This window comes from Bradyrhizobium embrapense, assembly GCF_001189235.2.
Taxonomy (GTDB): Bacteria; Pseudomonadota; Alphaproteobacteria; order Rhizobiales; family Xanthobacteraceae; genus Bradyrhizobium; species Bradyrhizobium embrapense.
In genome coordinates this window covers 1,220,919-1,243,921 of record NZ_LFIP02000001.1, presented here as the reverse complement: position 1 = coordinate 1,243,921, position 23,003 = coordinate 1,220,919, and the positions used below count along the sequence as shown (strand labels likewise).

The 23,003-nt window shown below is 66.2% G+C and carries 16 protein-coding genes; 11 read left to right on the top strand and 5 right to left on the bottom strand.

Features of this window, described 5'->3' with window-relative positions:
* Positions 1-663: 663 nt before the first annotated feature.
* The 8 genes from ccmI to AKN83_RS06010 all read left to right on the top strand — a co-directional run bounded on the left by ccmI (position 664) and on the right by AKN83_RS06010 (position 11,943).
* Positions 664-1,803, top strand: coding sequence for a c-type cytochrome biogenesis protein CcmI (gene ccmI, locus AKN83_RS06045; RefSeq protein WP_050400812.1), 1,140 nt, complete (start codon positions 664-666; stop codon positions 1,801-1,803).
* Positions 1,804-1,862: 59 nt separating this feature from the next.
* Positions 1,863-2,357 carry a cytochrome c maturation protein CcmE gene (gene ccmE / locus AKN83_RS06040; protein WP_050400811.1) on the top strand — a complete coding sequence of 165 codons (495 nt, stop codon included), beginning with the start codon at positions 1,863-1,865 and terminating at the stop codon, positions 2,355-2,357.
* The gene (locus AKN83_RS06035) at positions 2,354-4,339 is read left to right on the top strand and encodes a heme lyase CcmF/NrfE family subunit (RefSeq protein WP_050400810.1); all 1,986 of its coding nucleotides are present in this window, start codon (positions 2,354-2,356) and stop codon (positions 4,337-4,339) included. Before ccmE ends, AKN83_RS06035 begins: the two co-directional genes overlap by 4 nt.
* The gene (locus AKN83_RS06030; RefSeq protein ID WP_050400809.1) at positions 4,339-4,845 is read left to right on the top strand and encodes a cytochrome c-type biogenesis protein; all 507 of its coding nucleotides are present in this window, start codon (positions 4,339-4,341) and stop codon (positions 4,843-4,845) included. Before AKN83_RS06035 ends, AKN83_RS06030 begins: the two co-directional genes overlap by 1 nt.
* A gap of 170 nt (positions 4,846-5,015) precedes the next feature.
* Positions 5,016-6,599 carry a Do family serine endopeptidase gene (locus AKN83_RS06025; protein WP_050400808.1) on the top strand — a complete coding sequence of 528 codons (1,584 nt, stop codon included), beginning with the start codon at positions 5,016-5,018 and terminating at the stop codon, positions 6,597-6,599.
* A 265-nt stretch (positions 6,600-6,864) separates the two neighbouring features.
* Entirely contained in the window at positions 6,865-7,545 is a 681-nt protein-coding gene (locus tag AKN83_RS06020) for a response regulator transcription factor (RefSeq protein WP_050400807.1), read from the top strand.
* Positions 7,529-8,983, top strand: a complete 1,455-nt coding sequence (locus AKN83_RS06015) for a sensor histidine kinase (RefSeq protein WP_050400806.1) — start codon at positions 7,529-7,531, stop codon at positions 8,981-8,983. Before AKN83_RS06020 ends, AKN83_RS06015 begins: the two co-directional genes overlap by 17 nt.
* Positions 8,980-11,943, top strand: coding sequence for a bifunctional [glutamine synthetase] adenylyltransferase/[glutamine synthetase]-adenylyl-L-tyrosine phosphorylase (locus AKN83_RS06010; protein ID WP_063695204.1), 2,964 nt, complete (start codon positions 8,980-8,982; stop codon positions 11,941-11,943). The genes AKN83_RS06015 and AKN83_RS06010 overlap by 4 nt, the downstream gene beginning before the upstream one ends.
* 155 nt (positions 11,944-12,098) lie before the next feature.
* On the opposite strand, the gene AKN83_RS06005 is transcribed toward AKN83_RS06010, so the two are convergent.
* Genes AKN83_RS06005 through AKN83_RS05985 form a run of 5 tightly spaced genes read right to left on the bottom strand, consistent with a single transcriptional unit; the run spans position 12,099 to position 18,061 of the window.
* Entirely contained in the window at positions 12,099-12,320 is a 222-nt protein-coding gene (locus AKN83_RS06005) for a formate dehydrogenase subunit delta (RefSeq protein WP_050405110.1), read from the bottom strand.
* Positions 12,304-13,140, bottom strand: a complete 837-nt coding sequence (gene fdhD / locus AKN83_RS06000; protein ID WP_050405109.1) for a formate dehydrogenase accessory sulfurtransferase FdhD — start codon at positions 13,138-13,140, stop codon at positions 12,304-12,306. The genes AKN83_RS06005 and fdhD overlap by 17 nt, the downstream gene beginning before the upstream one ends.
* 2 nt (positions 13,141-13,142) lie before the next feature.
* A complete protein-coding gene (gene fdhF, locus AKN83_RS05995) occupies positions 13,143-16,019 on the bottom strand; it encodes a formate dehydrogenase subunit alpha (RefSeq protein WP_050405108.1) in 2,877 nt (958 codons plus the stop codon).
* 12 nt (positions 16,020-16,031) lie between these two features.
* A complete protein-coding gene (locus tag AKN83_RS05990; protein ID WP_050405107.1) occupies positions 16,032-17,588 on the bottom strand; it encodes an NADH-ubiquinone oxidoreductase-F iron-sulfur binding region domain-containing protein in 1,557 nt (518 codons plus the stop codon).
* Positions 17,585-18,061, bottom strand: a complete 477-nt coding sequence (locus tag AKN83_RS05985) for a formate dehydrogenase subunit gamma (RefSeq protein WP_050405106.1) — start codon at positions 18,059-18,061, stop codon at positions 17,585-17,587. The genes AKN83_RS05990 and AKN83_RS05985 overlap by 4 nt, the downstream gene beginning before the upstream one ends.
* Before the next feature lie 256 nt (positions 18,062-18,317).
* Between AKN83_RS05985 and AKN83_RS05980 the strand changes: the two genes are divergently transcribed.
* The 3 genes from AKN83_RS05980 (at position 18,318) to mdoH (ending at position 22,995) form a co-directional block, all read left to right on the top strand.
* On the top strand, positions 18,318-19,214 hold the full coding sequence (locus AKN83_RS05980) for a LysR family transcriptional regulator (protein WP_050405105.1): 897 nt from the start codon (positions 18,318-18,320) through the stop codon (positions 19,212-19,214).
* Between the two features lie 206 nt (positions 19,215-19,420).
* Positions 19,421-20,887 (top strand): glucan biosynthesis protein G, encoded by a 1,467-nt coding sequence (locus AKN83_RS05975; protein ID WP_083991970.1) that lies wholly within the window; start codon positions 19,421-19,423, stop codon positions 20,885-20,887.
* On the top strand, positions 20,875-22,995 hold the full coding sequence (gene mdoH, locus AKN83_RS05970; protein WP_050405103.1) for a glucans biosynthesis glucosyltransferase MdoH: 2,121 nt from the start codon (positions 20,875-20,877) through the stop codon (positions 22,993-22,995). The genes AKN83_RS05975 and mdoH overlap by 13 nt, the downstream gene beginning before the upstream one ends.
* The last annotated feature ends 8 nt before the right edge of the window (positions 22,996-23,003 follow it).

The window sequence follows — 23,003 nt, the reverse complement described above, 5'->3', positions numbered from 1 at the left end:
TGGCGTTTGTTCTGTCTGCTGTAAGCGCAACATGCATTGAGCTTCTGCTGTGGCGATATGAGCCGTTGCTGGCAATGGTATTACCAGCGATGGCCTATTTTCTTGGCTCTATGAGGATTTTTCCTCGCGGAACGCCGATGCGGCAGGCCATCTCGTATGGTGTCCTGACGAGTATGTTTGTTCTCATGGTGATGTTTGTATTTGGAGTTCTGGAATTACGGTGACTGTGCATTTGATTGCAAGGTCGTGCCCTGATGGGGAGCACTGCCAGACAATCTTATGGGGCAAACGATCAAATGCACCGCATTTCGCGCGAGCGTTTTCGAGGCAAGCCGACGAGCCCGCCAAGTCGGGACGGCAATCATTTGCACGATTTCGGAATAATGGAAGTGTGCCGCTGAGTTGCCCGACGTGTCAAGTCGGCATTCGAGCGCCGGCGGGAAGCCTCCCGGCTACTGTGCATGGGGTTGTTTTCGATATTTTGGTCGCGCGCGCCTTCACCCGGAAGACGCCGTTGCAAGTCCGCCGGAACGGCGCCGGAAACCGGCTGATTTCGACCTTCGGTCGATCCAGCAATTGTCAATTGCCGGGCTCGCCGCCGGTAGTGTAAAGCGATTCTAAGGCGGCTTGCCGGAAGCCGCCGTTCCATCCGGGAACCGCTTGATGACGCTGTGGTTTGTGTTCGCGCTGATGACGGTCGCGGCGATCTTCGCCGTGCTGTGGCCGCTCAGCCGGCGCGGGCGGGCGGACGCGGGCGGCAGCGAGGTCGTGGTCTACCGCGACCAGCTTGCCGAGATCGACCGCGACATGGCCGCAGGGATCATCGGCGCCGCCGAGGCCGATGCCGCCCGGGTCGAGATCAGCCGCCGGCTGCTGGCGGCCGCCGACCAGAGCGGACGTGACGTCCCGGTGACAGGCAGCATCACGCTGCGGCGTGCCGCCGCGGTGGTGGCGCTGGTCGGGTTGCCGGTGATTGCCTCGAGCTTCTATCTCGCGCTCGGCTCGCCGCGGCTCGGCGACTTTCCGCTCGCCGAGCGCAGCCGGGTCGCCGATGCCAACCAGCCGCTGACCAATCTGGTGGCGCAGGTCGAGGCCCATCTGGAGAAGAACCCGACCGACGGCCGCGGCTGGACCGTGCTGGCACCGGTGCTGTCGCGGCTCGGCCGCTACGATGATGCCGTCCGCGCCTATCGCAACGCCATCACATATGCCGGCGACAGCGCCGACCGCCGCGCCGATCTCGGCGAGGCGTTGATGGGCAGCGCCGGCGGCGTCGTCACTGCCGACGCCAAGGCGGAGTTCGAGCGCGCGGTCGCGCTGAATGGCGACGACGCCAAGGCGAACTATTTCCTCGGCCTCGCCGCCGAGCAGGACGGCCGCAAGGCCGACGCCGCCGCGCTCTGGCAGAAGATGCTGGCGAAGGGGCCTTCCGACGCGCCATGGCGGCCGCTGGTGCAGGCCGCGCTGGTTCGGGTCGGCGGCACCGTCCCCGCCGGCGTGAGCGCGCCCGGTGGCGCCAGCGCGCCCGCATTGCCGGATAGTGCGATGGCCGCGGCCAAGGACATGAGCGAGGCCGATCGCAGCACCATGATCAAGGGCATGGTCGATCGGCTGGCGACGCGGCTGAAGACCAATGGCGACGACGTCGAAGGCTGGCTGCGGCTGGTCCGCGCCTATCTCGTGATGGGCGAGCGCGACAAGGCGATGAGCGCGCTGGCCGATGCCCGTCAGGCGGTGGCCAATGATGCGGACCGGTTGCGGCAGCTCAATGAAGGGCTGAAGAATCTCGGGCTGGATGGATAGAGCATGACGCCGAAAAGTGCACAGCGGTTTTCGGATAACGTCATGCGCAAGGATGGACCATGACCAGGAAGCAACGGCGTTTGACACTGATCGGCTGCGCGCTCGTCGTGCTCGCGATCGCCGCGGGCCTGGTGCTGAACGCGCTGCGCGATTCCATCGTGTTCTTCTCGACGCCGTCGATGGTCGCCGAAAAGCATCTCGGTCCGGGCAAGCGGTTCCGCCTCGGCGGGCTGGTGGAGCAGGGCTCGCTCAAGCGCGGCGACAATCTCGCGGTGACCTTCACCGTCGCCGACGGTGCTGCGACGCTGCCGGTCGCCTACAAGGGCATCCTGCCGGATCTGTTCCGCGAGGGGCAGGGCGTCGTCGCCGAAGGCGCGCTCGATGCGAACGGCGTATTCCGGGCCGACACCGTGCTCGCCAAGCATGACGAGACCTACATGCCGAAGGACGTCGCCGATGCCCTGAAGAAGCAGGGCCACTGGAAGGACGATTACGGCAAGCCAAGCAACATGCCGAGCGCCTCCGCGGCGCCGACCCAGGGAGCCAGGCGGTGATCGCCGAAAGCGGACATTATGCCCTGGTGCTCGCGCTCGCGCTGGCGCTGATCCAGTCGATCGTGCCGATCGTCGGCGCGCGCTGGCGCGATGCGGCGTTGATGAACGTCGCGCGCTCGACCGCGCTCGCGCAATTGCTGTTCGTCGCGGCCTCGTTCGCGGCGCTGGTAACCCTGCACGTCACCTCTGATTTCTCGGTCGCCAATGTGTTCGAGAATTCGCATTCGCTCAAGCCGCTGCTCTACAAGATCACCGGCGTGTGGGGAAACCATGAAGGATCGATGCTGCTCTGGGTGTCGATCCTGGCGCTGTTCGGCGGCCTCGTCGCCGCCTTCGGCAACAACCTGCCGCTATCGCTGCGCGCCCATGTTCTGGCCGTGCAGGCCTGGGTCGCCACCGCGTTCTATCTGTTCATCCTGATCACCTCGAATCCATTCCTGCGCATCGCCAATCCGCCGATCGAGGGGCGCGACCTCAATCCGGTGCTGCAGGATATCGGCCTCGCGGTGCATCCGCCGATGCTCTATCTCGGCTATGTCGGGTTCTCGATCTCGTTCTCGTTCGCGGTGGCGGCGCTGCTCGAAGGGCGGATCGATGCCGCCTGGGCGCGCTGGGTGCGGCCGTGGACGCTGATGGCGTGGATATTCCTCACCCTCGGCATCGCGATGGGCTCCTACTGGGCCTATTACGAGCTCGGCTGGGGCGGCTGGTGGTTCTGGGACCCGGTCGAGAACGCCTCGCTGATGCCGTGGCTGGCCGGCACCGCGCTGCTGCATTCGGCGCTGGTGATGGAGAAGCGCAACGCGCTGAAGGTCTGGACCGTGCTGCTGTCGATCCTGACCTTCTCGCTGTCGCTGCTCGGCACCTTCCTGGTGCGCTCCGGCGTGCTGACCTCGGTTCACGCCTTCGCCACCGACCCGACCCGCGGCGTGTTCATCCTGCTGATCCTGTTCGTGTTCATCGGCGGCAGCCTGTCGCTCTATGCCTGGCGCGCGCCGGCGCTGAAGCAGGGCGGGCTGTTCGCGCCGATCTCGCGCGAGGGCGCGCTGGTGCTCAACAATTTGCTGCTCACCACCGCCTGCGCGACGGTGTTCATCGGCACGCTGTATCCGCTGGCGCTCGAAGTGCTGACCGGCGAGAAGATCTCGGTCGGCGCGCCGTTCTTCAATTTCACCTTCGCGCCGCTGTTCGTGCCGCTGCTGCTGGCGGTGCCGTTCGGGCCGCTGCTGGCCTGGAAGCGCGGCGACCTGCTCGGCGCGGCGCAACGGCTGATGGTCGCCGGCATCGTCGCGCTGGTTGCGATCGCGCTGGTGTTTGCCTGGACCTATGGCGGCGCGACCCTGGCGCCGCTCGCGATCGGGCTTGCCGCCTTCGTGATCATGGGCGCGCTGTGCGATCTCGCCGAGCGCATCGCGCTGTTCCGGATTCCGCTGTCGCTCTCGCTGCGGCGTGCGCGCGGCCTGCCGCGTGCGACCTGGGGCACGGCGTTCGCGCATGCCGGCCTCGGCATAGCCCTGATCGGGATCGTCTGCGAGACCACCTGGAACAGCGAATATATCGGCTCGATGAAGCCGGACGACATCGCCAGGGTCGCCGGCTACGAGCTGCGGCTCGACGGCCTCAGCCCGCGGCAGGGGCCGAACTTCCGTGAGATGGTCGCGCAATTCACCGTGAGCCGTGACGGCGAGAAGGTCAGCGTGATGACGCCGTCGAAGCGCAACTTCACGACCCGCGGCGCCTCGACGACCGAGGCCGCGCTGCTGACGCGCGGTGCGAGCCAGCTCTATATCTCGCTCGGCGATACCACGGCCGACGGCGCCATCGCGGTGCGCATCTATCACAAGCCGCTCGTGCTGATGATCTGGTGGGGTCCGGTGCTGATGGCCTTCGGCGGCTTGCTGTCGCTGTCCGACCGCCGTTTGCGGGTCGGCGCGCCGAAGCCGGCCAAAGCCGCGGCGCGCGCCTTGCAGGCGGCCGAGTGATGCGGTCGCGCGCGCTTGCAGCCGCCGTGCTTGCGACGAGCCTGATGCTCGGCGCGATGCCGGCGCGGGCGGTGCTGCCCGACGAGATCATGTCAGATCCGGCGAAGGAGGCGAGGGCGCGCGAGCTCTCGAAAGAGCTGCGCTGCATGGTCTGCCAGAACCAGTCGATCGACGATTCAGAGGCGCCGCTGGCGCGCGACCTCCGCCTGCTGGTGCGCGAGCGGATCTCGGCCGGCGACAGCGACCGCCAGGTGATCGATTTCCTGGTGGCCCGCTATGGCGAATTCGTGCTGCTGAAGCCGCGCCTCAACGAGCACACCCTGATGCTGTGGCTGACCCCGCCGCTGGCGCTTCTGCTGGGCGGTTTCGCGCTCTGGCGGCTCGGTCGGCGCAAGGCAAATCTGCCCGCCGGCGCGGCCGATTCCAGCCCCGAATTGACGCCGGACGAAGCGTCGCGCCTGGAACGGCTGCTGGCGGCCGAATCCGCGCCGGACAAGCCGCTTTAGTTCCTTTCTAAGCCCTTAATTTGCATGCGCTATTCTGCCGCAGCGCCGGCCGGCTCAATTACCAAAGTTTAATTCCGCAGCCAGCGCGCCGTAAGGCTGATGACCCCATGTTCAGGCGCATCAGGTGCTCGCCCCGCACCGAATGATTCTGGCCCTGGAGATTTCAAGACATGACCGAACGTCCCGACCTCTCGACCCTTCCGTCCTACAAGGCGCCGAAGCGCTCGCTGTTCTCTGCCCGCAAACTCGCGCTGATGGCGTCGGTCGTGGCCGGCCTCGGCGCCGCCACCTACGGCTTCAGCCCGACCCACAATCCGGCCGACCTGTTCACGACCCCCGCGCATGCGCAGGTCAACAACGAGGTCAAGAAGGTTCAGCAGCCGGTCGGGTTCGCCGACATCGTCGAACGGGTGAAGCCGTCGGTGATCTCGGTCAAGGTCAATATTCGCGAGAAGGTCGCGAAGGACGACAGCGGCAACGACGATTCGCCGTTCCAGCCGGGTTCGCCGATGGAGCGCTTCTTCCGCCGCTTCGGCGGTCCGGACGGCCTGCCCCCGGGTCTGCGCGGTGGACCGCGTGGCGGTGGCGTGGTGACGGGCCAGGGCTCCGGCTTCTTCATCTCGGCTGACGGTTATGCCGTGACCAACAATCACGTCGTCGACGGCGCCGACAAGGTCGAGGTCACGACCGACGACGGCAAGACCTATTCCGCCAAGGTGATCGGCACCGATCCGCGCACCGACCTCGCGCTGATCAAGGTCGAGGGCGGCTCCAACTTCCAGTTCGCCAAGCTCTCCGACACCAAGCCGCGCATCGGCGACTGGGTGCTGGCGGTCGGCAATCCGTTCGGCCTCGGCGGCACAGTGACCGCGGGCATCGTCTCGGCCTCCGGCCGCGACATCGGCAACGGCCCGTATGACGATTTCATCCAGATCGATGCGCCCGTGAACAAGGGCAATTCGGGTGGCCCGGCGTTCGACGTGTCCGGTGAGGTGATGGGCGTCAACACCGCGATCTACTCGCCGTCCGGCGGCAGCGTCGGCATCGCGTTCTCGATCCCGGCCCAGACCGTCAAGAGCGTCGTCGCCCAGCTGAAGGACAAGGGCTCGGTCAGCCGCGGCTGGATCGGCGTCCAGATCCAGCCGGTGACCTCTGACATCGCCGACAGCCTCGGCATGAAGAAGGCCGAAGGCGCGCTGGTTGCCGAACCGCAGGCCAACGGCCCCGCGGCCAAGGCCGGCATCGAGTCCGGTGACGTCATCACCGCCGTCAACGGCGAGCCGGTGAAGGATGCGCGCGAACTCGCCCGCACCATCGGCGGCCTCGCGCCCGGCAATGCCGTGAAGCTGAACGTGCTGCACAAGGGGCAGGACAAGACCGTCAGCATCACGCTCGGCCAGTTGCCGAACAACCTGGAAGCCAAGGCTGACACCGACAACAGCGACAAGGGCAATTCGTCCCGCGGCACCGACGTGCCGAAGCTAGGCCTCACCGTGGCGCCCGCCAACAGCGTGGCCGGTGCCGGCAAGGAAGGCGTGGTCGTGACCGAAGTCGATCCCAAGAGTGCTGCCGCTGAGCGGGGCTTCAAGGAAGGCGACGTGATCCTCGAGGTCGCCGGCAAGTCCGTCGGCACCGCCGGTGAGGTGCGTGACGCGATCACCGCGGCGCGCAATGACAACAAGAACAGCGTTCTCATGCGCGTGAAGAGCGGCGGTTCGTCGCGCTTTGTGGCAGTGCCGCTGGCCAAGGGATAACTATCTATGAGTTGGAACGCGTCGCCGGCATTCGTCGCCCCCGCCGACGGCGCGTTCCGGGGGACGGGCCCCTTGCCCGCTCCCTATGTTGCCTTTCGATGGAATATGCCCCCCTCCGTCGGAAGGTCTCAGGGCGGTGGAGTCCCCCAGCTCCACCGCCCACTTTTCCCAACAATTCCGGAATACCCGCGGTCGTCTTGCATGTGCAGGCCGGCCGCGCCATGCTGACAGAGGGCCCATTCCCGTGACCGCAACCGCTCCGCAAATGCGCATCCTGATCATCGAAGACGACCGCGAGTCAGCCGACTATCTGGTCAAGGCGTTCCGTGAAGTCGGCTATATCGCCGATCTCGCCTCCGACGGCGAGGAAGGCCTGTCGATGGCGGAGACCGGCGATTACGACGTGATGGTTGTGGATCGCATGCTGCCGAAGCGGGACGGCCTGTCGCTGATCGGCATGCTGCGCGACAAGGGCAACCGGACGCCGGTGCTGATCCTGTCGGCGCTCGGCCAGGTCGACGACCGCATCAAGGGCCTGCGCGCCGGCGGCGACGACTATCTGCCGAAACCCTATTCGTTCGCCGAGCTGCTGGCGCGCGTCGAGGTGCTGTCGCGGCGCAATGTCGGGCCGGCCGAGGAGACGACTTATCGGGTCGGCGACCTCGAGCTCGACCGGCTGTCGCATCGCGTCGCCCGCGGCAAGGATGAGCTCACCTTGCAGCCGCGCGAGTTCCGCCTGCTCGAATATCTGATGAAGCATGCAGGCCAGGTAGTGACGCGTACCATGCTGCTCGAAAACGTCTGGGATTATCATTTCGATCCGCAGACCAACGTCATCGACGTCCACATCTCGCGGCTGCGCTCCAAGATCGACAAAGGCTTCGAGCGGCCGCTGCTGCATACGATCCGCGGCGCGGGGTATATGATCCGTGACGGCATTCGGTAAACTGATCCGGACCACGGCGTTTCGGCTGACGCTGGTCTATTTGTTCCTGTTCGCGCTGTTTGCCGCCTCGCTGCTGGCTTATTTCGCCTGGAACACGCGGCGGCTGATCACCGAGCAGATCACCACGACCGTCAACGTCGAGATCAGCGAGATCACCTCCATCTATAACCGCCGCGGCTTGCACGGCCTGCTGACCACCATGGGCAATCGTGCGCTGCGGCCGGGCGCCAACCTCTATCTCCTGACGGCGCCGAACGGGCAGGCGCTGGCCGGCAATGTCGGCTCGCTGGCGCCGGGCGTGATGAGCGTGCAGGGCTGGAGCGAGACCGCCTATCGCCGGATCGACGACCAGGACAAGACCGATCACCGCGCGCTGGTGCTGGTGACCGAGATGGACAACGGCTTCCGCCTCCTGGTCGGGCGCGACCTCGAGGAGCGGCGGCGGCTGTTCGGCATCGTCGCCAAGGCCGCACAATGGTCGATCCTCGTCGTTGTCGTGCTCGGCATCGGCGGCGGCATCTTCGTCGCGCGCCGCGTGCTGCGCCGGATCGACGCCATGACCGGCACCACCAGGCGCATCATGGCGGGTGATCTGTCCGGCCGGCTGCCGGTCGGCCGCAGCGGCGACGAGCTCGACCGCCTCGCGGAAAATCTCAATGTCATGCTGGAGCGTATCGAGGCGCTGATGACGGGGCTGAAGGAGGTCTCCGACAACATCGCCCACGACCTCAAGACCCCGCTGACGCGACTGCGCAACCGCGCCGAGGAGGCGCTGGCGCGCTCCAGCAGCGAGACCGACTATCGCGCGGCGCTGGAGCGGACGATCGAGGAATCCGACGGCCTGATCCGCACCTTCAACGCGCTGCTGATGATCGCGCGCGCCGAGTCCGGCCAGGCGCGGGGCAACATGGACGATTTCGACGGTGCCGACGTCGCCAACGGCATCCACGAATTGTACGAGCCATTGGCCGAGGACGACGGCATGACGCTGCAGGTGAAGACCGCGCCGGCGCCGATTCACGGCAACCGTGAATTGATCAGCCAGGCGGTCGCCAACCTGGTCGAGAACGCCATCAAATATGGCAAGCCCGAACCGGGCGTGGAGCCGCTGAAGACCGATGCGCGGGAGATCCTGATCGAGGCCCGGCGCGAAGGCGATCAGGTGCTGCTCAGCGTCACCGACCACGGTCCGGGCATCCCCGAGGGCGACCGCAAGCACGCGGTGGAGCGCTTCGTCCGGCTCGAGGCCAGCCGTACCTTACCCGGGTCGGGTCTCGGCCTCAGCCTCGCCTCGGCGGTTGCCACGCTCCACGGCGGCGAGCTGCGGCTCGGCGACGCCCATCCGGGGCTGGTGGCCACCCTGGTGCTGCCGGCGCGGGCCGGCGGCAGTGACAGGCTTGCGGCTCAAACGCAGGATGTGCCACAGAAGGCGGCATGAATGCCGCCGCGCCGGGAAACGCGGATCGACAAGCTCTGGCCGCGCGGTTCGCGGACGGACCGCGTGTCGCCGCGCCCCAATCTGCCGATCAGCGCCTGACCGACTGGTTCGCCGAGCTCGAGCCGGCGCAATCGGTCGCGCTCGCGGCGCTGCTGGAGCACCCGTTCGCACGCGACATCCTGCGCGGCATCGCCGAGTTCTCGCCCTATCTGTTCGAGCTCGCGCGCGCTGATGCCGCGCGGCTGATCCGGATCCTGTCATGCGACCCCGAGTCGCATCTTGCTGATCTGATCGAGACGACCTCGCGCGACGTGCTTGCCGCCGGCAGCGAGGCCGACGTGATGGTTTTGCTTCGCCGCATGAAAGCGGAGGCCGCGCTGATGATCGCGCTGTGCGACATCGGCGGCGTCTGGCCGGTGATGCGGGTGACGGCGGCGCTGACCGACATCGCCGTCAACTCGGTGCAGTCGGCGCTGAGATATCTATTGCGGCAGGAGGTTGCCCGGGGCCGGATGACTGCCGTCGATCCCGACCGTCCGGAAGCGGGTTCGGGCCTGATCGTGCTGGCGATGGGCAAGATGGGCGCGGGCGAGCTGAACTATTCCAGCGACATCGACCTGATCGTGTTCTTCGATCGCACGGCCACCTCGCTCGCCGACGACATCGAGCCGCAGCCGTTCTTCGTCCGCGTCACCCAGGCGATGGCGCGGATGCTGCAGCAGCGCTCGGGCGAGGGCTATGTGTTCCGGGTCGATCTCAGGCTGCGTCCAGACCCGGCCTCGACCCAGGTCGCGATCTCGACCGATGCGGCGTTGCATTATTACGAGCGCGAGGGGCGCACCTGGGAACGCGCCGCAATGATCAAGGCGCGGCCCTGCGCCGGCGATCCCAGGGCCGGCGAGGCGCTGATCTCCGAGCTCGCGCCCTTCGTCTGGCGCAAGCATCTGGACTTTGCCGCGCTCGCCGACGTCCACGACATGAAGCGGCAGATGCAGACCTATCGCGGCCAGAGCGAGATCTCGGTCGAGGGCCACAACGTCAAGGTCGGCCGCGGCGGCATCCGCGAGATCGAGTTCTTCGCCCAGACCCAACAGCTGATCGCCGGCGGCCGCCATCCGGAATTGCGGGTGCGGCCGACGCTCGAAGCGCTCAACGTGCTCGCCGACAGCAACTGGATCACCTTTGACGCGCGCGACGAGCTGACCACGGCCTACGAATTCCTGCGCCGGGTCGAGCATCGGCTGCAGATGATCGCCGACGAGCAGACCCATTCGCTGCCCGAAGCACCTGAGGACGTCGAGCGCTTCGCGCATTTCTTCGGCTACGAGAATCGCGAGGCCTTTGCCAGGGACCTGCTCGGCCAGCTCAACATCGTGCAGAACCATTACGGCAAGCTGTTCGAGGGCGACGATCCGACCGGGAGCGCGAAGCTGCCGGATGTCGATTACGGGGCAGGCCCCGAAGACGGCCGCCTGATCGAGCATCTCGCCAGTCTCGGCTTCAAGAAGCCGGTGATGGTCGCCGGCACCGTGCAGCAATGGATCGAGGGCGATTATCGCGCGCTGCGCGTGGAGGCGACACGCGCGGCGTTCCTCGAATTCATTCCCGGGCTGATCGACGGCCTCGCGCATGCCGAGGAGCCGGATGACGCGGTGGCGGCGTTCGACCGTTTCCTGGGCGCGCTGCAGCGGGGCGGGCGGTTGATCTCGCTGCTCAGCCAGAACCGCGATTTCGTTGCGCTGGTGGCGCTGATCCTCGGTGCTGCGCCGCGGCTCGGCGACATGCTGGCGCGGCAGCCGCAGATCATGGACGGCCTGGTCGATCCACGCTTCTTCGGCGCAATGCCGGACAAGAAGGAGCTGTCGGAGCGGCTCGCCGCCACGCTGCAGGATGCGTCGTCCTATGAGGATTTCCTCGATCGTCTAAGGCTGTTCGGCCAGGAGAGCCTGTTCCTGATCGGCACGCGGATCCTGTCCGGCACGGTGTCGGCGCAGCACGCCAGCACGGCGTTTGCCGATGTCGCCGAAGGCATCGTGCACACCGTGCACGGTCTCGTCACCGATCAGTTCGCCGCGCAGTATGGCCGGATCAAGGGGCAGGAGACCGCGATCGTCGCGATGGGCCGGCTCGGCAGCCGCGAGATGACGGCGTCCTCCGACCTCGATTTGATCCTGCTCTACGATTTCGACAGCGAGGCGCCGGACTCTGACGGCGAGCGCTCGCTGCACGGCGCACAGTATTTCGCCCGGTTCACACAGCGCCTGATCAGCGCGTTCACGACCCGGACCAATTACGGCGTGCTGTATGAGGTCGACATGCGGCTGCGGCCGTCCGGCCGCGCCGGTCCGGTCGCCTCGCGGATCGACTCGTTTTCCGACTACCAGGAGCGCGAGGCCTGGACCTGGGAGCACATGGCGCTGACGCGTGCGCGCGTGATCTCGTCGTCGCCCGAGTTCCGCGAGAGGATCGAGGCGATCATCCGCAGCGTGCTGACCCGGCCGCGCGATGCGGCCTCGACCGCGGCCGACGTCGCCGACATGCGGCGGGCGATCGCGCTGGAGAAGGGCGAGGACGATGTCTGGGACCTCAAGCTCGCCGCCGGCGGGCTCGTCGACATCGATTTCATCGCGCAATATCTCCAGCTCGCGCACGCATCGGTGAAGCCGGAGATCCTCAGCGTCTCGACGCTGCAAGTGCTGGACCACGCCGCCAAGCTCGGCCTGCTCGGCCAGTCCGAGGCCGAGATCCTGCGCTCGGCGGCGCGGCTCTATCACGACCTGACGCAGATCCTGCGGCTGTGCGTCACCGGGAAGTTCAATCCGGAGACCGCGGGCGAAGACCTGCGGCGCGTGATGGCGCGGGCCGGCGACGCGCCGGATTTCTCTGCGCTGGAAGCTCGCCTGCGCGAGACGCAGGGCGAAGTGCGCCGCGTCTTCAACGCGATTGTGGGCGGCGGGTAGCAGGGAAGTTGGACCGTCATCCTGAGGAGCGGCGTCTTCGCCGCGTCTCGAAGGATGCACGGCCACAGTTGGGCCGTCGACCCTTCGAGACGCGCGCAAGGGCGCGCTCCTCAGGGTGACGGTGAAGGAGGTTGCGCGCCTTACCTTACTTGCCGCTACGCCTGCTGCTTCAGCTTCTGAAGCGCGTCGAGCACATCGGGGTCGAGACCGGCGCCGCCCGCATCGAGATGGGCGAAGATCTGCTTGCGCATCCGCGGGTCCCAGAATTTCCAGATGTGCTCGGAAATGCCCTGCACGGCGCGGTCGTGGCCCTGGCTGTGGAAGAACTTTCCGATCTGGTTCGCCATATAGACCAGTTTGTCAGGCGACGACGACATAGGCGGACTCCTTGCCCGGCACCGCGCCTGTGACGCGTTCCGGATGCGTAAAGATTTCAAATCCATCCGACCGGGCAATCGCGGCGAGCGTGATGCCGGCGGCATCCGCCATCCGGACCGCAAGCGCGGTCGGGGCCGACACGGCGGCAATCAGCGGCGCGCCGATCGCAGCGGTTTTCTGCACCATCTCGACCGACACGCGGCTGGTCAGCAGCACGATGCCGTCACTTGCGACCACCTTATCGCGGGCCAGCGCGCCGGCGAGCTTGTCGAGCGCATTGTGGCGGCCGACATCCTCGCGCAGCGCCACAATGCCGCGCGCGGCCGTCCAGAACGCGGCGGCATGTACGGCGCGGGTCTGGTGGTTGATCTCCTGCAGCGGCGCCACTGCCGCCACCGCGGTCATGATCTCGCGCGGCGAGAACATGCGGCTTGCGGACACGATCGCGGCCGGCCGAACCGCCTCGCTGATGGAATCTAACCCGCACAGGCCGCAGCCGGTCGGGCCGGCGATGTTGCGCCGTCGCTCCGCGATCCGCTCGGCCCTGTCGGGCTTGAGCCACATCCGGAGTTCGATGCCGTCATCGAGCTCGACGATGTCGAGGGTCTCGATCTCGTCGGCCGATTGCACGATGCCTTCGCTCAGGCTGAATCCGACGGCGAAGTCGCCGAGGTCCTCGGGCGAGCCCATCATCACGGCGTAGGTGCCGCCATTATAGGTCAGCGCCAGCGGCGTCTCTTCCGGGATCAGGCGCGCGCCGTCGCTGAACACGCCGTCGCGCCAGACTTTCCGCTTCGCCTTGTGGACCGGCTCGCGCATCGTTACTCCGCGGCTTCCACCACCGGCGCGATCCGGCGCGAATGGCGGGCTTGTTCGTCATAGGCCTTCTGCCAGTCGGACGGACCGTTCGACGGCGAGATCTGCACGGCCGTCACCTTATACTCCGGACAGTTGGTCGCCCAGTCCGAGAAATCGGTCGTGATGACATTGGCCTGGGTGTCCGGGTGATGGAACGTGGTGTAGACCACGCCCGGCGCCACGCGGTCGGTGATCTCGGCGCGCAGCGTCGTCTCACCGGCGCGGCTCGCGAGCCGCACCCAGTCCCCATCACGGACGCCGCGCTGCTCGGCGTCGTGGGGATGGATCTCGAGCCGGTCCTCGGCGTGCCAGACCACGTTCTCGGTGCGGCGGGTCTGCGCACCGACATTGTACTGGCTGAGGATGCGCCCCGTCGTGAGCAGCAGCGGGTAGCGCGGCCCGGTGCGCTCGTCGGTCGCGACATATTCGGTGACGATGAACTTGCCCTTGCCGCGCACGAAGCCGCCGATATGCATGATCGGCGTGCCCTCCGGCGCCTTCTCGTTGCAGGGCCACTGCACGGAGCCGAGTTCGTCGAGCCTGGCGTAGGAGACACCGGTGAAGGTCGGCGTCAGCGCCGCGATCTCGTCCATGATCTCGGACGGATGGTTGTAGTGCATCTCGAAGCCCATCGCCTTGGCGAGCAGGATCGTCACTTCCCAGTCGGCATAGCCGTTGCGCGGCGTCATCACCTTGCGGACGCGCTGGATGCGGCGCTCGGCGTTGGTGAAAGTGCCGTCCTTTTCCAGGAAGGTCGAGCCGGGCAGGAACACATGGGCGTAGTTCGCGGTCTCGTTCAGGAACAGATCGTGGACGATGACGCATTCCATGGCCGACAGCGCCGCCACCACATGCTTGGTGTTCGGATCGGATTGCAGGATGTCCTCACCCTGCACGTAGAGCCCCATGAAGGTGCCTTCGATCGCGGCGTCGAACATGTTGGGGATGCGCAGGCCCGGCTCCTTGTTGAGCTTCACGTTCCACATCGCCTCGAACTGCTCGCGCACGGCGTCGCCCGAGATATGGCGATAGCCGGGCAGCTCGTGCGGAAACGAGCCCATGTCGCAGGAGCCCTGCACGTTGTTCTGGCCGCGCAGCGGATTCACGCCGACGCCGGGCCGGCCGATATTGCCGGTCGCCATCGCAAGGTTGGCGATCGCGATCACCGTGGTCGAGCCCTGGCTGTGCTCGGTGACGCCGAGCCCGTAATAGATCGCGCCGTTGCCGCCGGTGGCATAGATCCGCGCCGCCTCGCGCAGGTCATTCGGATCGACGCCGGTCATGATCGCGGTCGCTTCGGGGCTGTACTTCTCCTGGGCGACGAAGGCCGCCCATTCCTCGAACTCGCTCCAGTCGCAACGTTCGCGCACGAAGCTCTCGTTGACGAGCCCTTCGGTGACGATGACGTGGGCGAGCGCCGTGACTACGGCGACGTTGGTGCCGGGCATCAGCGGCAGATGCAGCGCCTTCACATGCGGCGATTCCACCATCTCGGTGCGGCGCGGATCGAGCACGATCAGCCTGGCGCCCTGACGCAGCCGCTTCTTCAGCCGCGAGGCGAACACCGGATGCGCCGAGGCCGGATTGGCGCCGATGATCATGACGACGTCGGTGTCTTCCACCGAATCGAAATCCTGTGTGCCGGCCGAGGTTCCAAAAGTTTGCGATAGGCCGTAACCGGTCGGCGAATGGCAGACGCGGGCGCAGGTGTCGACATTGTTGTTGCCGAAGCCGCCGCGGATCAGCTTCTGCACAAGATAGGTCTCTTCATTGGTGCAGCGTGAGGAAGTGATGCCGCCGACCGCGTCGCGGCCGTATCTCTGCTGGATGCCCTTGAATTTTACGGCGGCGAAGTTGAACGCCTCGTCCCACGACACTTCCTGCCAGGGATCCTCGATTCTTTCGCGGATCATCGGCTTGAGGATACGCTCCTTGTGCGTGGTATAGCCCCAGGCGAAGCGGCCCTTGACGCAGGAATGGCCGCGATTGGCCTTGCCGTTCTTCCACGGCACCATGCGCACCACTTCCTCGCCGCGCATCTCGGCCTTGAAGGCGCAGCCGACGCCGCAATAGGCGCAGGTGGTGACGACCGAATGCTCGGGCTGGCCGATCTCGATCACGGATTTTTCGGTCAGCGTCGCGGTCGGGCAGGCCTGCACGCAGGCGCCGCAGGACACGCATTCGGAGCCGAGAAAGCTCTCGCTCATGCCGGGCGAGACGCGGCTGTCGAAGCCGCGGCCGGAGATCGTCAGCGCGAAGGTGCCTTGCACTTCCTCGCAGGCGCGCACGCAGCGCGAGCAGACGATGCACTTCGAGGGATCGTAGGTGAAGTACGGATTGGATTCGTCCTTCGGCATCCAGTTGTCGTTTTCGCAGCCATGCGATTTGGCGAAGACGTGGTTCTCGCCCTCGTAGCCGTAGCGCACGTCGCGCAGGCCGACGGCGCCCGCCATGTCCTGCAACTCGCAGTCGCCGTTCGCCGCGCAAGTCAGGCAGTCCAGCGGATGATCGGAGATGTAGAGCTCCATCACGCCCTTGCGCAGCTTCCTCAGCCGCTCGCTCTGGGTGTGCACGACGAGGCCGGGCATCACCGGCGTGGTGCAGGAGGCGGGCGTACCGGCGCGGCCCTCGATCTCGACGAGGCAAAGCCGGCAGGAGCCGAAGGCGTCGACCATGTCGGTGGCGCAGAGTTTCGGGATCTGGGTGCCGGCTTCCATCGCCGCGCGCATGATCGAGGTACCCTCGGGCACGGTGATCTGATTGCCGTCGATGATGAGCGTGACCATCGTCTCGGATTTGGACTTGGGCGTGCCGAAATCGGTTTCCTGGATCAGCGACATCGTGATCTCCTGTTATTCCGCGGCCTGCAGGCGGGCCGGTGCGGGACCAAAATCTTCCCGGAAGTGCTTCAGTGCGCTCATCACCGGGTAGGGTGTGAAGCCGCCCAGTGCGCACAGCGAGCCGAACTTCATGGTGTTGCAGAGGTCTTCGATCACGGCGAGGTTTTCCGCCACGCGCTCGCCGTTGATGATCTTGTTGATGGTCTCGACGCCGCGGGTCGAGCCGATCCGGCACGGCGTGCACTTGCCGCAGGATTCGATCGCGCAGAACTCCATCGCAAAGCGCGCCTGCTTGACCATGTCGACGGTGTCGTCGAACACCACGATGCCGCCATGGCCTATCAGGCCGTCGCGCGCCGCAAAGGCCTCATAGTCGAACGGCGTGTCGAACAGCGCGCGGGGGAAGTAGGCCCCGAGGGGACCGCCGACCTGCACCGCGCGCACCGACCGTCCGGTGAAGGTGCCGCCGCCGATCTCGTCGACGAGCTCGCCGAGCGTGACGCCGAACGCGGTCTCGAACAGCCCGCCGTGTCTGATGTTGCCGGCGAGCTGGATCGGCAGCGTGCCGCGCGAGCGGCCCATGCCGAAATCGGCATAGGCCTTGGCGCCGTTGTCGAGGATGAAGGGGATCGCCGCGAACGACAGCACGTTGTTGATGACGCTCGGACGGCCGAACAGGCCCTTGTGCGCCGGTAGCGGCGGCTTGGCGCGGACGATGCCGCGGCGGCCTTCGAGGCTCTCCAACAGCGAGGTCTCTTCGCCGCAGACATAGGCGCCGGCGCCGACCCGCACCTCGAGATCGAACTCATGCTTGGCGCCGCCGATCTGCTTGCCGAGGAAGCCGGCGCGCCGCGCCGCCACGATCGCCGCGTTCATCGCCTCGACCGCGTGCGGATATTCCGAGCGGATGTAGATGTAGCCCTTGGTGGCGCCGACCGTGATACCTGCGATCGTCATGCCCTCGATCACGACGAAAGGGTCGCCTTCCATGATCATGCGGTCGGCGAAGGTGCCGCTATCGCCTTCGTCGGCGTTGCAGACGATGTATTTGCGATCGGCCTGCGCCTGCGCCACCGTCTTCCACTTGATGCCGGTCGGGAAGCCGGCACCGCCGCGGCCGCGCAGGCCCGAGGTGATGACGTCGGCGAGGATCTGGTCGGAAGTCAGCGTCAGCGCCCGCTCCAGGCCACGGTAGCCGCCATGGGCGCGGTAGTCGTCGACCGAACGCGGATCGACCACGCCGCAGCGGACGAAGGTCAACCGGGTCTGGCGCTTCAGCCAGGGAATTTCATCTGTGACACCTAGCCGCAGCGCATGCTGGCCGCTGCCGACCATCGCATCGAGCAGCGATGGCACATCCGCCGGCGCCACCGGGCCGAACGCGATGCGGCCTTGCGCGGTCGCAAGCTCGACCATCGGCTCCAGCCAGCACAGCCCGCGCGAGCCGTTCCTGACGATCTCGATCGCCGCGCCACGCGCGGCCGCGGCCTGCGCGAAGGCGAGGGCGACATCGTCGGCGCCGACGGCGACGGCCGCGGCATCGCGGGGGACGTAAATTCGCACCGTCATCGCTGTGCCTCCGCGACCAGGGCGTCGATCCGCGCTTCGTCAAGCCGGCCGACCAGGCGGCCATCCAGCATCGCCGACGGCGCGGTGGCGCACAGCCCGAGGCAGTAGATCGGCTCCAGCGTCACCCGCTGGTCCGCCGTGGTGCTGCCGAGGGATACGCCGAGCTTGGCCTCTGCGCGCGCCGCAAGGGCGTCGCCGCCGGCAGCCTGGCAGGCCTCGGCGCGGCAGAGCTTGAGGACGTGGCGTCCGGCCGGTTGCTTGCGGAAGTCGTGGTAGAAGGTGAACACGCCGTGCACCTCGGCGCGCGACAGATTGAGCGCCTCGGCCACCATCGGGATCGCAGGCTCCGGCACATAGCCGAAGGCTTCCTGCAGCGCGTGCAGGATCACCAGCGTGGCGCCTTCAAGCCCGGCATGCTCGGCGATGATTTCTGCGCCGCGCGCCTTGTCCCAGGGTTCGTATCGCACCGTCATCCGCGCTTCTCACGATCGGTTTTTTGCTTTGCACATGAGAGTTGGAATCCTTCGAAACATCAATAAAGCTGTCTCATGCGGCGATTGCGAAACGCGATTAATAGCGTTGCCAAATGGACCGATCCGGGATCGCAATAATGTTCTGAAATCACGCACTTCCGGGGCGCTTTGGATTTCGGGATCGCACCCCGATCGTGCTACCTATGGACGCGGCGGGCTGCCATTTGGGGCGCCGTCTTCCGAAGGGATGTGAACCTTGATCGACAAGCTGGAACTTCTGCTGGCGCTGGCCAAGGAGCGGCATTTCGGCCGGGCTGCGGAGGCCTGCGGCGTCACCCAGCCGACCATGTCGACCAGTCTCAAGCAGCTCGAGGAAATCCTCGGCGTCATGCTGGTGCAGCGCGGATCGCGTTTTCAGGGTTTCACGCCGGAGGGCGAGCGGACGCTGGACTGGGCGCGGCGCATCGTCGGCGATGCGCGGGCGATGAAGCAGGAGATCAACAGCCTCAAGGACAAGCTGTCGGGCGAGATCCGGATCGCCGCGATCCCGACCGCGCTCGGCATGGTGGCCTCGCTCACCACGCCGTTCCGGGCGCGCCATCCCGATGTGCGGTTTCGCATCCAGTCGTGCACGTCGGCCGACGTACTCGGCCTCTTGGAAAATCTCGAGGTCGATGCCGGGCTGACCTATATCGAGAACGAGCCGATCGGCAAGGTTCGCACCATCCCGCTCTACAATGAGAGCTATCGGCTGCTGACGGCGCCGGATGCGATGTTCGGCGACCGCAAGCAGGTGACGTGGAAGGAAGTCGGCACCGTGCCGCTGTGCCTGCTCACGCCGGACATGCAGAACCGCCGCATCATCGACCGCGCGCTGACCTCGGTCGGCGCCGAGGCAACGCCGACGCTGACCTCGAACTCGCTGCTGGTGCTCTACACCCATGTGAAGACCGGACGCTGGGCCAGCGTGATGCCGGCCAAGCTCGCCGAGACGCTTGGCCTTGCCGATGCGGTGCGGAGCATTCCGATCGTCGATCCGGTGGTGGACTACAGCATCGGCCTCGTGATCCCGCAGCGCGATCCGATGACGCCCTTGATCGCGGCCCTGGTGCAGGTCGCGCGCGAGGTCGCGCCGAAGCTGGAGACGCAGTAGCTCTCGGCAGCCAGCCGAGACCCTTCCGTCGTAGTTCAAGCTTGCGATAGTCGTGCACATGGTTCGCCGCTAGACGATCGTTCCGCGCGCGGCAATATGGAACTCAGCAGCAGTTCGGCGGTTGCTTTCCGGCGTCCCGGTCAGCGAGAGGAGCTGCTTTGAATCGTCGCCAGTTACTCCACGGATCGGCCATGTTGCCGGCACTGATGCTCTTGCCGCAGCGGCAGGCCGCGGCCGCGGGGAACACGTCGGACGCGCCTTTCAACCCATCGATGGTGAGGGAGCTCGCGCGCAACCTCGCAGCCAAGTCATTCGTGGCGCCGGACGAGAAGTTGCCGAATGGCCTGACGGATCTGAACTACGACCAGTACCGCTCGATCCGCTTCGTGCCCGACCGCGCGCTGTGGCGCGGCGCGAAGCTGCCGTTCGAAGCGCAGTTCTTTCACCGCGGTTTCTTCTACAAGAACAAGGTCCAGATATTCGAGGTCGCTGACGGCAAGGTCAGCGAAGTCAACTACAGCAAGGACATGTTCTCGTTCGGCGAGACCGTGCCTGCCTTCACCGAGACCGACCTCGGCTTTGCCGGATTTCGCATCCACGCGCCGATCAACAAACCGGACTATTACGACGAGGTCTGCGTCTTCCTCGGCGCGAGTTATTTCCGCGCCGTCGCCAAGGACGAGACCTATGGCCTGTCGGCGCGCGGCCTGTCGATCGATACCGGCGAGGCCAAGGGTGAGGAGTTTCCGTTCTTCAAGGCGTTTTGGCTCGAACGTCCGGTGCCCAACGCGACCTCGCTGGTCATTCATGCCTTGCTCGACAGCAAGAGCTGCGCGGCCAGCTATCGCTTCACGATCAGACCGGGGAAGACCACCGTCTTCGACGTCGAGGCCTCGCTCTATCCGCGCGCCGATCTCGAGCATGCCGGTGTTGCGCCGATGACCAGCATGTTCTTCTTCGGCCCCAATGATCGTAACGAGGTCGATGATTTCCGGCCGTCGGTGCACGATTCCGACGGGCTTGCAATCTACAACGGCAGGGGCGAGAGCCTGTGGCGCCCGCTGAGCAATCCGCGCGACCTGCAGATCAGCACGTTCCAGGACATCAACCCGCACGGCTTCGGGCTGATGCAGCGGGAGAAGAATTTCTTCGCCTATCAGGACATCGAATCGAGCTTCGAGAAGCGTCCGAGCCTGTGGGTCGAGCCGATCGGCGACTGGGGCGAGGGCGCGGTGATCCTGTTCGAGATCCCGACCAAGGAGGAAATCCACGACAACATCGCCGCGTTCTGGCGGCCGAAGGCGCCGCTCAAGGCCAAGAGCGAAACCAATCTCACCTACCGGCTGCATTGGGGACCTGACGCGCCGAAGCCGCATTCGCTGGCGCGTTTCACCCGCAGCGGCATCGGCGCGCATGGCGAGAACGGCAAGCTGTTCGTGCTCGACCTGTTCGGCGACAATTTGAAGGGGATCGATCCCGCCAGCATCAAGGGCGTCGTGACGGCGGAGAAGGCCGAGATCACCAACATCGTCACGCAGCCGAACCCGAATACCGGCGGCTGGCGGCTCAGCTTCCAGTGCGCCGTCAAAAAAGATCCGATCGAGCTGCGCGCCTATCTGGCGCAGGACGACAAGCCGCTCTCGGAGATCTGGGTCTATCGATGGACACCATAGTCACCTCGTCGCGTCCCGACGTCGTGGCGGCGGCCGACGGCTTCCTGCCGCAAGAGAAGCCGCTTGCGATGGCGGCGGCCGATCTCGGACAGCCGCCGTGCGCGGTGAGCAGGCCGGTGTCGGTTGGGGCGGGCATGTTGATGCGCCGCGCGTTCGTGCTGCTGCTGACCGTCGCGCTGACCGGCGCGGGCGCCTACGAGATGTACATGGTGGTCCAGGTCGGCGGTGTGACGATCATGGAATGGATGGTGCTGGTGCTGTTCGTGGCGCTGCTCGCCTGGATCGCGTTCTCGTTCGCCTCGGCATTGGCCGGCTTCGTCGTGCTGCTTCGGCGCAAGGGGAATTCCTTACCGATCCGCGACGATGGTCCGCTGCCACAGCTCGCGAGCCGGACCGCGGTGCTGCTCCCAACCTACAACGAGAATCCGCATCAATTGATGGCGCGCCTGCACGCCATCTACGAGTCCATCGAGGCGACCGGGCAGGGTGACAGCTTCGACTGGTTCGTGCTGAGCGACACCCGCGATCCCGATATCTGGATCGCCGAAGAACAGGCGTTCCTCGCGCTCAACGACGCCTGCGGTGGTGGCCGGCTCTACTACCGGCATCGCGCCGACAACACGGCACGGAAGTCCGGCAATATCGGGGAGTGGATCAGGCGGTTCGGCGGCGCCTACCAGTTCATGATCGTGCTCGATGCCGACAGCCTGATGTCGGGCGACACCATGGTGCGGATGGTCCACGCCATGGAGAGCAATCCGCAGGCGGCACTGCTGCAGACGCTGCCGGTCATCGTCAACGCCCGCAGCCTGTTCAGCCGCCTGCAGCAATTTGCCGGCCGGCTCTATGGACCGATGGTCGCCGCCGGTGTCGCGTGGTGGCACGGCTCCGAGGGCAATTACTGGGGCCACAACGCCATCATCAGGATCCAGGCCTTTGCGGAACAGGCTGGATTGCCTGAACTCTCCGGGCGCAAGCCGTTCGGCGGCCATATCCTGAGCCACGATTTTGTCGAGGCGGCGCTGATGCGGCGCGCCGGCTGGGGCATCTACATGGCACCGGTGCTCAGCGGCAGCTTCGAGGAGGTGCCGCCGTCGCTGCTGGATTTTGCTGCGCGCGACCGGCGCTGGTGCCAGGGCAACCTGCAGCATCTCGCGGTGCTGACGACGCGCCGCCTGCACTGGATCTCGCGGCTGCATTTCGTGACCGGGATCGGCTCCTACATCACCGCTCCAATGTGGCTTGCGTTCCTGCTGCTCGGCATCCTGATCTCGTTGCAGGCGCGCTTCATTCGCCCCGAATATTTTCCGAAGGGCTTCTCGCTATTCCCGAACTGGCCGGCGCAGGATCCCGTGCTCGCTGCGTGGGTGTTTGGTCTGACGATGGCGCTCCTGATCGTGCCGAAGCTGCTCGGCTTCATCCTGCTGCTGACGCGGCGGGACGTGCGCCGGCAATTCGGCGGCGGCTTCCGGGCGCTGACGGGGGTCACCGCGGAGGTGTTGGTCTCGGCGATGATCGCGCCGGTCATGATGGTGTTCCAGTCGATTGCCGTAGTCGAGATCCTGCTCGGCCGCGATGCCGGCTGGCAGACGCAGCGGCGCGACGACGGCGAGGTCGAGCGGCGTGAGCTCTATCGCAAGTACGGCGTCCCGACCGCCTGCGGTGTCGCGATGGCAGCAAGTGCCTGGGCGGTGTCATTGCCGCTGCTGCTATGGATGTCGCCGGTCATCGTCGGCCTGTTGTTCGCGATCCCGATTGGCGCCTGGACGGCGAAGCCCGCGATGCGCGCGCTATTCGTGACGCCGGAGGAGAGCGAGCCACCGCGCGTGCTGGTCCGCGCCAACGAACTGGCATCGCAGCCGGCGCGCGCCGCGGCCCCCGCACTCGCAATACTTCGGCAGGATTCCAGCCTGCTGCATCGTCATTTGTCGTCGCTGCCGCCGGCGAAGCGCGGCGGCCCGGGCGAGATCGACCTTCATCTCGCGGTGGCCCGTGCGCGGATCGAGGCCAGCGACAGCTTCGATGAGGCGATCGACCATCTCACGCCGCGCGAGACGCTGGCCGTGCTCGGCGATTCCGTCCTGCTGGAAGAGGTGCTCGCAAAGTAGCGTGGGGT